The sequence below is a fragment of the Clostridioides sp. LIBA-7602 genome (assembly GCF_056688945.1).
Map to the genome: position 1 here is coordinate 3,343,257 of NZ_CP196991.1, position 11,737 is coordinate 3,354,993.

The 11,737-nt window shown below is 32.4% G+C and carries 10 protein-coding genes; all 10 read right to left on the reverse strand.

The window, feature by feature from the left end; translation table 11 throughout:
* Positions 1-95 precede the first annotated feature (95 nt).
* Positions 96-1,079, reverse strand: coding sequence for an ABC transporter ATP-binding protein (locus ACTG45_RS15715; RefSeq protein ID WP_479919345.1), 984 nt, complete (start codon positions 1,077-1,079; stop codon positions 96-98).
* Positions 1,060-2,064, reverse strand: coding sequence for an ABC transporter ATP-binding protein (locus tag ACTG45_RS15720; RefSeq protein WP_479919346.1), 1,005 nt, complete (start codon positions 2,062-2,064; stop codon positions 1,060-1,062). The genes ACTG45_RS15715 and ACTG45_RS15720 overlap by 20 nt, the downstream gene beginning before the upstream one ends.
* Complete coding sequence (locus tag ACTG45_RS15725; protein WP_479919347.1) at positions 2,042-2,656, reverse strand: ABC transporter permease; 615 nt, start codon at positions 2,654-2,656, stop codon at positions 2,042-2,044. The genes ACTG45_RS15720 and ACTG45_RS15725 overlap by 23 nt, the downstream gene beginning before the upstream one ends.
* Positions 2,657-2,677: 21 nt before the next feature.
* Positions 2,678-2,932, reverse strand: a complete 255-nt coding sequence (locus ACTG45_RS15730) for a hypothetical protein (RefSeq protein WP_479919348.1) — start codon at positions 2,930-2,932, stop codon at positions 2,678-2,680.
* 85 nt (positions 2,933-3,017) lie between these two features.
* Entirely contained in the window at positions 3,018-3,977 is a 960-nt protein-coding gene (locus ACTG45_RS15735; RefSeq protein ID WP_479919349.1) for an ABC transporter permease, read from the reverse strand.
* Between the two features lie 26 nt (positions 3,978-4,003).
* A complete protein-coding gene (locus ACTG45_RS15740) occupies positions 4,004-5,650 on the reverse strand; it encodes a peptide ABC transporter substrate-binding protein (RefSeq protein WP_479919350.1) in 1,647 nt (548 codons plus the stop codon).
* A gap of 27 nt (positions 5,651-5,677) precedes the next feature.
* Complete coding sequence (locus tag ACTG45_RS15745) at positions 5,678-6,976, reverse strand: EAL domain-containing protein (RefSeq protein WP_479919351.1); 1,299 nt, start codon at positions 6,974-6,976, stop codon at positions 5,678-5,680.
* Complete coding sequence (locus ACTG45_RS15750; RefSeq protein WP_479919352.1) at positions 6,976-8,565, reverse strand: GGDEF domain-containing protein; 1,590 nt, start codon at positions 8,563-8,565, stop codon at positions 6,976-6,978. The genes ACTG45_RS15745 and ACTG45_RS15750 overlap by 1 nt, the downstream gene beginning before the upstream one ends.
* Positions 8,558-10,159, reverse strand: a complete 1,602-nt coding sequence (locus tag ACTG45_RS15755; protein ID WP_479919353.1) for a GGDEF domain-containing protein — start codon at positions 10,157-10,159, stop codon at positions 8,558-8,560. The genes ACTG45_RS15750 and ACTG45_RS15755 overlap by 8 nt, the downstream gene beginning before the upstream one ends.
* Before the next feature lie 255 nt (positions 10,160-10,414).
* Positions 10,415-11,671, reverse strand: coding sequence for a serine hydroxymethyltransferase (locus tag ACTG45_RS15760; RefSeq protein WP_479919354.1), 1,257 nt, complete (start codon positions 11,669-11,671; stop codon positions 10,415-10,417).
* Positions 11,672-11,737: the final 66 nt, after the last annotated feature.

Here is an 11,737-nt window from a genome sequence, read left to right on the forward strand (position 1 = left end):
CTATATTTTTAGATAAAATTATATAAAAACAAATCTATTTACACGTCTCCCATTTATCACTATGTTAAAATACTAGTTATCATTACACCAAAAATTTACTCTTTATAATAGCTAAATCCTTTGCTTGTCATGTGACAAGCAACTAGATGATTCTGCCTGTGTTCAAATAATTCAGGTATTTCTTTCCTACAATATCCTGTTGATATTGGACAACGCTCCACAAAAGGACATCCTTTTTCACAACTTGAAAAAATTTTAACTTCGTCTTGTACGTCTATTTCTTCATCTAATGTATTTCTCTCATTCGGATTTGGAGTCAAAACTGCACGTAAAAGCATCTGTGTATACGGATGTAAAGGTGTCTTGTAAACCTCCTCAGCATTCCCAATCTCCACGATTCTACCAGCATACATCACTGCTATCCTATCAGAAATATAACGCACCATATTTAGGTCATGTGAAATAAATAGATAAGTAAGCCCAAGTTCTATCTTTAATTTGTACAAAAGGTTTATAATCTGACTCTGGATAGAATTGTCTAGTGCTGACACTGGTTCATCACATATAATGAAATCTGGCTGAACCACGAGTGCACGTGCAATACTAATCCTTTGTCTTTGGCCTCCTGAAAACTCATGTGGAAAACGTCCTGCATGCTCTCGCAAAAGCCCAGTCATTTCTAACAATTCATATACTTTTTGTGTTCTTGTATTTTTATCCAGCATGCCATGAACCTTCAAATTTTCTGCAATAATAGACTCCACTGTCATATGTGGGTCTAAAGACATATATGGGTCCTGGAATATCATTTGTGTATGTTGTGCAAATGCCTTTCTTCTACTTTGTCGATGTAGCTCTAGTTTTTTGCCTTGAAATAATATTTCACCTTCGCTTGATGGATATACACCCATAATAACTCTTGCAAGAGTTGATTTTCCACAACCAGATTCTCCAACAAGCCCTAAAGTTTCACCTTTATAAATAGTTAGGTTAACGTGATTGACAGCAATATTTTTGCGCTTTCTTCCTAAAGGAAAGCTCTTGGATACATTATTTAATTCAAGTAATTTTTCCATCATCCAATTCCTCCTTTGGAAAACTTTCATGCAGACGCCAACAAGAAGCACTATGACTATTTGACACCTTAAACAAAGGAGGCTCTTCTCTCAAACAAATCTGCATACAATATGGACACCTCTTTGAAAAAGAACAACCGACTGGCAAATCAGATAAATTTGGTGGACTTCCCAATATATATATGCGTTCACCCATACCACCTGATGTAGGGAGTGTTCTTAACAATGCTTGTGTATATGGGTGTATTGCTTTACTAAAAAGTTCTTTCACATCACTCTCTTCCACAATTTTTCCAGCATACATCACTGCTACACGGTCTGCCAAGTTTGCCACAACACCAAAATCATGGGTAATCAAAAGCACAGCTGTCCCCATCTCTTTTCTGATTTTGGCAATCAGTTTCAAGATTTGCAGTTGTGTAGTAACATCAAGAGCTGTTGTTGGTTCGTCTGCAATAAGTAGTTTCGGATTACATGCCAAAGCCATAGCAATCATTACACGTTGTCGCATACCTCCTGAAAATTGATGAGGGTACTGCTCTGCTTGTAGTGCAGCATTTGGTATCTGTACCATTTCAAGTAGTCTAACTGCCTCTTGTTTACAATCAGATGATGACATTTTTTCTTTTCTGTATAGCGACTCTGTAATCTGCTTACCTATTTTCATTGTAGGATTCAAACAAGTCAGAGGGTCTTGAAAAATCATACTTGCTAAAGTACCTCTTATTTGTTCCATCTCTTTTTCTGATGCATTCAAAATATCAAAGTTTAGAAGTTTCAATTCTTCAGCCATAATTTTAGCTGGTGGTGAAGGATTCAGTTGTAAAATTGACTGTGCCATTACACTTTTACCACAACCACTTTCACCCACTAGTGCAAGAATCTCACCCCTGTTCATGGAAAGCGAAACACCTCGAACTGCATTTACAGTTCTTTTGTGCATATCGAAAGACACATTCAATTCCTTAATTCTTAGAATATCGTCCATAATCAGCAGACCTCCTCAACCTAGGATTTAGAGCATCTTGAAGTTGGTCTCCCAAGAGATTGAAAGAAAGCATTATAAGACAAATAAATAGTCCTGGCACTAAAAGCCTTACTGGATAAGTCTGAAAAACAGCAACACCTTCATTTGCCATAATTCCCAATGATGGATATGGTGGCGGGACTCCCATTCCCAACATTGATAAGAATGCTTCTGTAAATATAATCCCTGGAATACTCAATGTCATATGTACAATAATAATACCTAGCATATTAGGAATTAGGTGGCAGAAAATAATCCGTCCCATACTTGCTCCCATAATTCTTGCAGCAATTATAAATTCTCTCTCCATAAGAGAAATCACCTGTCCTCTTACCAATCGTGCCATACTAGTCCATCCTACAAGAGTATAGGCAATAATCAAAGTTCCAACTCCCTGTGGTAGCACTGCCATGAGTAAAAGGACAACAACAAGGTATGGAATTCCACTAATGATTTCCAATATACGCATCATTACATTGTCAACCATGCCACCTATATATCCAGAAATACTACCATATACTACTCCTACTATGCAGTCTATGATAGCTACCACCCCTGCTACTAGAAGTGATACTCATGTCCCATACCAAATACGTACAAAAATATCACGCCCAAGATTATCTGTACCAAAGATATGAGTAAAACCATTACTTGGGTCTTTGCTAAAAAAGGGGGTATTTGCATATGCCACATTCTGAGATGCAAAATCAAAATTACAAAATATTGGAAAACATATTGAGCCTATAATCAGCAGAAGTATCATTATAAATGACACTACTGCAATTTTATTGTGGCATAGTATGGATATAGTTTCCCTTACAAAACTCATAGAGGGATACACCTGTTTATTATTAGTCATATCTAAATTACAGCCATCAGTAGAAGAAAAATCTTCATGGACAAGTACTCTTTTACTACTGTCTATTTTCCTCACCTCCTAATTTTATGCGAGGGTCTATACAACTGTTCAAAATATCCACGATTAAATTACACAATACGAGAAACATACCAAAAAACAATGTTGTTCCTATAATCACTGGATAGTCATTGGCCTGTACTGAGTCTACAAAGTATTTTCCAAGGCCTGGAATAGAAAATACATATTCTACAGCAAATGTACCAGTCAATAGAACTGCTGTCATAGGACCAAGAACTGTTATCACTGGCATTAATGCATTACGTAGACAATGATGAAGGATAATATCTTTTTTCTTGATTCCTTTAACCTTTGCTGTACGGATATAGTCCTGCCCAAGTACATCAAGCATACTAGAACGCATTAACCTCCCAATACTTGCCATAGAACCAAAGGCGAGCGCAAATGCAGGTAAAATCTTGCTATTCTCACTCCCCCATCCTATAATGGCAAAAAAATGGATACCAGTAAATTGAAAAACCACAATTCCAAAAAAATACTGCAACAAAGCACCAATAATAAATGATGGAACAGACACCCCAAGAAGCACCAAAATCATTGTCAATGTATCCCACTTCGTCCCATGCTTCAAAGCAGCTGTAATCCCTGACAAAAATCCCAAAATAATTGCAAAAACCAAAGCCCGTATTCCCAGTTCTAAAGAAACTGGGAATGCTTGGGCTATGATATCTATGACTTGACGACCAGATACAATGGAAGAACCAAAATCTCCATGTATCAAATTATTCACATATATTCCATACTGTTCTAATACAGACTTATCTAGACCATACTTTGTGGCTAAAGAAGCTTTTATCTCAGGATTAAGTACCTTAATCCCAGAAAAAGGGTCACCTGGAAGCATCTGCATCAATAAAAATGTAATGGAAATCAAAACCCATACAGTAAGTACCGCATAAATAAGTCGCTTAGCGATATACCTCATTTGTAAAGACATATTGTCTGCTCCTGTCCTGTTTTTATTTACTTAATATGAGCATTTAAAACGTTAAAGAATTGAAATGGTGTACGTACTAGACCAACTAGTTTATCAGAAACTGCATAAGTAGTACATGTAAAATACATCGGTCCTATAACCATATCATCCATTAGAATTTTTTCTGACTGTATCAGTATCTCTTGACGCTTTTTAGGGTCGCTCTCATGAGTTGAATCCTCAATCAACTTATCATACTTTAGATTAGAATACTTTCCATGGTTATTCATATTTTCTGTTGTATAATTCTCTAAAAATGTAATTGCATCATTCTCAGAAGGCCCCCAAGCATTCACTGCAAAGCTGTAATCACCATTCATTGTTGCTTCAGACAAAGCTTTCACTGCTGTAGATTTTAGTTCTACATCCAATCCAAGATTTTCCTTCCATTGTTGTTGCAAATAGGCAGCCTGATTCTGATTGTATGTTGTATCTGATGTCCAAAATACAAGTTTAATATCCTTCTTTTCTATCCCAAGTTCTTGAAGTGCCTTATCAAGATATTCCTTTGCCTTATCTTTGTCATACTTAAATAGGCTACCACGTTTTTCTGCATAACTTTTACCATCAACACCTTTTATAACACCTGGCACAAGACCGTTAGCTGCTATAGAACCATCATTAATTACATTATCAAGCAAACTTTGTACATCAATAGAATAGGCAAGTGCTTTCCTTAGATTTATGTTAGAAAGATACTCATTTTGTGTATTAAAGCTTAAATACCAAGAACCTCCATCTATGTAAGATTGAATAGTATCTTTACTTTTGTCTCCCACGAGTTTAATTTGTTCGTTATATAAGTTACAAAGGTCAATTTCTCCAGCAGTAAATGCATTCAAACTTGTATTTGCATCTCCTATCATGACCAACTTAACTTTAGGAATATTAATTTCTGATGCATTATAATATTCTTCAGATTTCTCCATTGTAAGATGGTCATCATGAACCCATTCTGTTATTTTATATGCGCCATTTGTTACCATTTTATCTGCCTCTTTAGCGTACTGTTTATCGCCAATCGTCTCATAAGCCTTCTTATTTATTGGTAAAAAATATGGTTGTGACAAATAAAATAAGCCATTAGTCATTGGATGAGACCATTGAATTTCTAATGTATAATCATCTAATACCTTTAACCCAAGCTGTGTTTCGTCAATCTCCCCCTTATAAAATGCTTCTCCATTTTTTATATTCTTATATATATATGCAGCAAATATACTTCCAGTAGAAGGCTTCATCTGTGTCACCCAAGAATAGTAAAAATCATTCACAGTTACTGGGTCTCCATTTGACCATTTTGCATCCTTTCTTAGATGCATTGTATAAATTGTGTTAGCATCATTTATATCCCAACGTTCTGCTAAATCAGCTACTGGCTCATCCTTTTCATTCAACTTTGTGAATCCAGACATACAATGATAGAGAATACTTTGGGCAATAGTATCACTCATTCTCATGGGATTCAATTCTGTTGGCTCTGATGTGACATTTAACGTTACCATTTCTTTTCCTTGAGTACCCTTAAAAACTGAGCCTTTTGTTGTATCTCCTTGTTTAGGTGTAGAACATGCCACCAAATTTAATGCAAGCATAGCTACTAATAATAATGTTATAATTTTTTTGTATCTCATATTTTTCTCCCTCTAAAAAAATAATTTTTATAATTCCTGACAATCATCCTGTTCGTCCAATATCATGTTAAATGAATCAATTGACATAGGTTTATAGTAATAATAACCTTGAACCATATCGCATCCATATTCTTTTAAATTTTCTATATGTTCTTTGGATTCTACACCTTCAGCAGTCACCTTCATATTTAAGGAATGAATTAAATCTATAATAGTCTTTATTACTAAATTACTATTACCATTTAAGTTATTTAAAAAAAACTGACGGTCCATCTTGATAATATCAAAACGCGCATTAAGTAATACATTAAAAGAAGAGTATCCATCGCCAAAATCATCTAGAGAACATGTAAACCCATATCCCTTAAAATCAGATACTATTTTTTTCAAACGCTCAGTATCATTTAAAGAAATTGATTCCATAAATTCAATTTCAATATAGTGCTTAGGAATATTATATTTTTCAAATACATCAATGTAATTTTGAACAATATCTGGATCATAAAAATATGACTTTGAAATATTAAAACTGATTGGTACAACCTTCTGGTTATTTTTTATTCTTGTGTCCAAATACTGACACATTTGTTCAAAAGTATCAATATCAATTAATTTAATGTAGCCATTTTGGTTTAAGATAGGCAGAAATTTATATAATGGTACGCTATTTCCATCTTTATCAAACCAACGAAGTAGTGCCTCTGCACCTATAACTTCTCCACTTATTAGGCTAACTTTTGGCTGTAGATATGTAACAAATTCATACTCTTTATATGCATCTGCTGTATCTATTTCTAGTTTCATACGGTCCATATAGCTTTTATAAAAAGATTCATCATAAAGTTCTATACAAGAACTTCTATTAAATAAAGTTTCACTTTCTTTTCTACACAGATTTGCATAATTTAGTGCATCATAAAATGAGACTTCTGGGTTAATAATCACATAAATCCCCATAGACATAAAAAGATTTCGATAAATCCGCTCATCATCTATACGATATAACATTTCAATTAGTGGTATCAATCGTTCATATATAAGGTAATTGGAGTCATCACACCTAACTAAAAATGCAAAGTTATCCGCATATAAATATGCAGCATACTCCTTTTCTTCTAAAAATGTCATTATCTTTTGAAAAATCAATGTCAAGATTTCATCTCCTGCTTTACTCCCATACTTTGTATTAAAATAGCGAAAATTTTTAATGTTGAAATGTATTAAAGCGTATCTTTCATCACTACCTTTTACTTTACAATATTTTTCCAAAATATATGAAGTATCATATATATGGCGCTTTAAGGTGATATTCTTTTCCGTTTCCATCACGATTGGCTCCTTTGTTTATAAATTGTATATACATTTCTTCCCTTATTTTTGGATTGGTATAAGGCTAAATCAGCATTTTTAATAAGGGTTAATTCATCACAACCATCGACATGTATCTCGTTATATATCCCAAAAGATAAAGTGAGCTGTTTAGAGTTTTTACTTTTTAAATGTACAATATTTTTTTCTCTCAGCTCTTTTTGAACTGACTTAACAAATGTAATTATTTCATCATCACTTCTATCAACAAATATACAAGTGAATTCATCTCCTCCATATCGTGCAGCAAAAGCGTTGTCTGGCAAGTTATTCTTTAATAAAGTAGTAACTTCTTTTATTGCCTCATCACCTTTTGAATGACCGTAGTAATCATTATATTCTTTGAAAAAATCGATATCAACCATAACATATCCAATGGATAAAACCTCATCATCTTGGATTAATTTACTTATAAGTTTACTGCTGTATCTTCGATTATAAATTTTTGTAAGTTCATCTATATCTGCTACTGTTTGTAGTCTAACTTGCTTTTCCAACATAAGGTTTTGTTCTTTTTCTGTTTCATAGAGAGAAATAAGACTTTTGAAGCTTTCCCCCATTGATATCTTACCTATCACTTCTCCTTTTAATATGGTTTCATAAAAAGTTTCATAAAGTTCATCAGTCTCATGTCCAAATAGAATTGCATATTGAACATGTAATTTTTGAATTTGTATAGTTATATTTTGATCCGTGTTGTTATACAATGTGTCTAATTGGTTTAAGCACCAGGCTGCATCTTCTTCTCTTTTCAACAAAAGCAAAAACTCTATTAAATACAAATAAGTAGATTTCAGTAAAAACGCATCTTCCTTATTTTCAATCAACTTTTTTATCAAACTATCTATTTTATGTAATGCTTCTGTTTCCTTATTTTCTAATAATAAAAGACGTATTTCTCCTTCCATAAATAATAAAGGTAAAATGCCAACTTCACATTTTACACTTAAACATTTTTCATGATACTTCAGAGCTTTATCTAATTCTCCTTGAACACAAGAAAGGTGTAATAGATTCACAAGTATAGACTTGTAGTAAAAGAGTACACTTTTTATAGGAACATCTTTTATAACATCTAATGCTTTTGTATAGAATTGCTCTGCAATTGTATATACTCCACTTGTATAAAATATATCAGCAATATTGTTATAGAAAATAGCACATGATTTTTTATCTTTAATTTTATATGCAATTTTGATACCTTCTAAATATATAGTAAGAGCTGCTATTTCGTCACAAATAGTAACATTTCGCAAGCCCTCAAGTTTAAAATATTCAATTAACACATCAAAATAGTTTTTATGTTCAGCAAGTTCTCTTGCTTTTTCTGAATGAAAATTATAGGCATCTCCATCCCACTTCATCTGAAAATATTGTGCTAAATACACATGAGCCAGTGCTTGTCCATAGAAGTAGTTTAACTGTTCTGATATAGTTAGCAACCTATCACAATCGTGTTTATTAAATCTAGAATTATGTTCAAAACGATGCTGAATTCGATCAATCAGCAATTGAATTTGTTCAAGTGCTACATTATAGTTAGTCATTATGCACCCCTTCCATATCAAGTATTGATTTAGCATTATTTCTACCATTATTCTTAACAGCATATAGTGCTTTATCTACTTCGTCAAACAAATTAAGTACATCAACTTTAGTTGAAACGGTCTTATTCCCATAGCCAATTGACAATGTTATTATTTTTGAACATCGTGAATGTATATGTTCGATACTTTTTAATTTTATTGCTTCTTTTATTTGATTCACATAATCAGCCATTTGTTCAAGATTCAAGTCCCAACTAAGACAAATAAATTCATCGCCACCATAACGAAAGACTGCCATTTGTTCATTTGCATTATCTTTTAGGATACTAGCTACTTGTTTTAATATTTCATCACCTGCCAAATGTCCATAATAATCATTGTATTCTTTAAAGTAATCAATATCAAATATTGCAAGACCAATATTAGTATACTTATTGCTATTGAGAATTTCATCTTGCTTAATATTAAAATAATAACGATTGTATATATTGGTCAATTCATCATAATTGACAAGGTCATATAATTCTTTTAATACTTTTTTTGATTGATTATACTTAGTATATGTATCATTTAATTCAATCTTAGCACACAAACCCTCTATCTTTAACAAATTTGATTGAGCTTGTGCTTTTAAATATAATCTATGGTACTCACGATAATGGAGATACAGTTCCTTTTTTGTTTCAAATTGCTGTGAATATTGAATTTTCAACTTACACAACTTCAATAAAGGTTCTGGTTCATCTTCTTTTATTAATTCTTGTAAAGATTGTAATAATTCACTGGATTTTATTTTGCTTTTAATATGTATCATTGCTTCTAATGCATTTATCAAAAATTCTATTAGGTAAACACGATTTGGAAAAGTCATAAGTCCATCATTCTTCATTTCCTGTAGATAGTATAAACTCTTTTCTTGATTTTGTATCTCTGCATAATAAAGTAAATATCCATAATCAACATAGATTTTTAAATCTTTCTCTTCAAATGGAAGTGAACTCAATTCTTCAATAGTTGATTTCATCAATTCAAGCTTACCTAGTTTTAAATATATACTAATGAAATTAATTAACAACATTCGAAGAAAACGTGGTTTTGTATCTGGCAAAGAACGCAATACTTTCATTGCTTTATCTAAATAAAGCATTGCTTCATCATATAATTCGTAGTCCAAATAATAAGAACTAATATTTCCATAATTTATACCAATGCGATATTTGATGTCTAATCTTTCAGAAATGTCCAAGGCTTTTAAAGTGTATTTAAATGCAGATTGTTTATCATATGAATTTGAAAAAAGCAAACTATACATTGCATAAAATTTTTCTAATAACTCACTTGGTTTCTTTTCATCGATATACTCCTGTGCATACTCTAACTCTTTTGATACGCATTTCATATTTGATTCTACATAGAAATAATAATCGGCACGCCATACATATCCAAAAGCCACACTTTGCCAATCTTTATTTTCTTTTGCAAGCAAAATCAGTTTATCACAAATTCCACAAACAACATCATCGTTCACATTAATGTTTTTATGTATTTTTCTCTTTAATTCCTCAATTTGACACAAAGTGTAGTTTTCAATCATGACATTACTCCAAATTTATTTTTTATAACATTATAACACGCAAGTGTAGCTTTTCACAATGAGATGTTTACAACACCTGTACTTGCTACATTTATCACATAGATTAAGAGTTCTTCGGAAACACCTTTTTTATTTTTTATATAAAAAAGGAGATGATTCAAATTGTTATTTTGAGGCATCCCCTTATAGTAATTATATATTATTAGGTTTTATGTTATAGGCTTTATAGGTTATGGGCTATATAAATCAATATATTTAATCTTCAAAATACCCTTCTGGATATAATGGGAACTTAGATATAAGCTCTTGAGCTTCCACTTTACAATCATCTAGTACTTCTTTATTATCAATATTTTCTGCTACCTTATTCATTATTCCTGCTATTTGTATAACTTCTTTTTCTTTAAGACCTCTTTGAGATATTGATGTAAGACCTATACGGACACCACTAGTTACAAATGGTGACTGTGGGTCATCAGGAATAACATTTTTATTAACTGTTATTCCTACATATTCAAGAGCTTTTTCAAATTGTTTTCCTGTAAGATTTTTGCTTCTTAAATCAACCATAACTATATGGTTATCAGTTCCTCCGCTTACAATACTAAAACCATGTGAAATAAGTTCAGATGCTAAAGTTTGAGCATTTACTACCACTTGTTCCATTATTTTTTTAAATTTATCTGTGCCTAAATACAATAGTGAAAAGGCTTTTGCTGCAACTGTATTAAGATGTATAGAACCTAATGTTCCTGGGAAAACACCTTTGTCTAGTTTCTTTGCATGTTCAGCTTTACAAAGTACAATACCACTTCTTGGACCACAGAAAGTTTTTGTTGTAGATGAAGAAACAAAATCTGCATAAGGTACAGGGCTAGGAATTACTTTTGCGGCTACCAATCCTGCAACATGTGCCATATCTACCATAAAGTAAGCCCCTACTTCTTTTGCAACCTTTGATATTCTTTCATAATCTATTAGTCTTGGATATGAACTTGCTCCTGCAATTATAAGTTTTGGTTTACATTCTTTTGCTTTTGCTTCAAGAGCGTCATAATCTATACGTCCAGTACTTGGGTCTACTCCATAAAATTCATACTTATAAATGTCATGTAAAAAATTAACTGTGCTACCATGCGTTAAATGTCCACCTTGGTCAAGACGCATACTTAAGACAGTATCATTTGGTTTTAATATTGATGAATATACACAATAGTTGGCTGTAGAACCTGAGTATGGCTGTACATTTACATGTTCTGCTCCAAATACTTCTTTTGCACGTTTGATTGCTAGAGTTTCAAGTTTATCTGCTTCTTCAGAACCTGCTTGAAAACGAGCCCCTGGATAACCTTCTTCTGTTTTATTTGTAAATACACATCCACTTAATTCAAGTACTTCTGTTGGTGCTGTACTTTCAGAAGCTATCATCTCAATATTATGCTCTTGTCTAACCAACTCTCCAGCTACAATATTATATAATTCTGGGTCTGAAATTTTTGTTGTTTTTAACATCATAATCCTCCTCTTAATTAAAGAATATATTTTATTGATTTAATCTTTTATTAATAAATTTATTAT

Bases quoted from the DNA above. Each gene is read 5' to 3' on its own strand.
- ACTG45_RS15715 (WP_479919345.1), bottom strand. From the start codon at position 1,079: ATGATGGAAAAATTACTTGAATTAAATAATGTATCCAAGAGCTTTCCT.
- ACTG45_RS15720 (WP_479919346.1), bottom strand. From the start codon at position 2,064: ATGGACGATATTCTAAGAATTAAGGAATTGAATGTGTCTTTCGATATG.
- ACTG45_RS15730 (WP_479919348.1), bottom strand. From the start codon at position 2,932: ATGAGTTTTGTAAGGGAAACTATATCCATACTATGCCACAATAAAATT.
- ACTG45_RS15735 (WP_479919349.1), bottom strand. From the start codon at position 3,977: ATGTCTTTACAAATGAGGTATATCGCTAAGCGACTTATTTATGCGGTA.
- ACTG45_RS15740 (WP_479919350.1), bottom strand. From the start codon at position 5,650: ATGAGATACAAAAAAATTATAACATTATTATTAGTAGCTATGCTTGCA.
- ACTG45_RS15745 (WP_479919351.1), bottom strand. From the start codon at position 6,976: ATGGAAACGGAAAAGAATATCACCTTAAAGCGCCATATATATGATACT.
- ACTG45_RS15750 (WP_479919352.1), bottom strand. From the start codon at position 8,565: ATGACTAACTATAATGTAGCACTTGAACAAATTCAATTGCTGATTGAT.
- ACTG45_RS15755 (WP_479919353.1), bottom strand. From the start codon at position 10,159: ATGATTGAAAACTACACTTTGTGTCAAATTGAGGAATTAAAGAGAAAA.
- ACTG45_RS15760 (WP_479919354.1), bottom strand. From the start codon at position 11,671: ATGTTAAAAACAACAAAAATTTCAGACCCAGAATTATATAATATTGTA.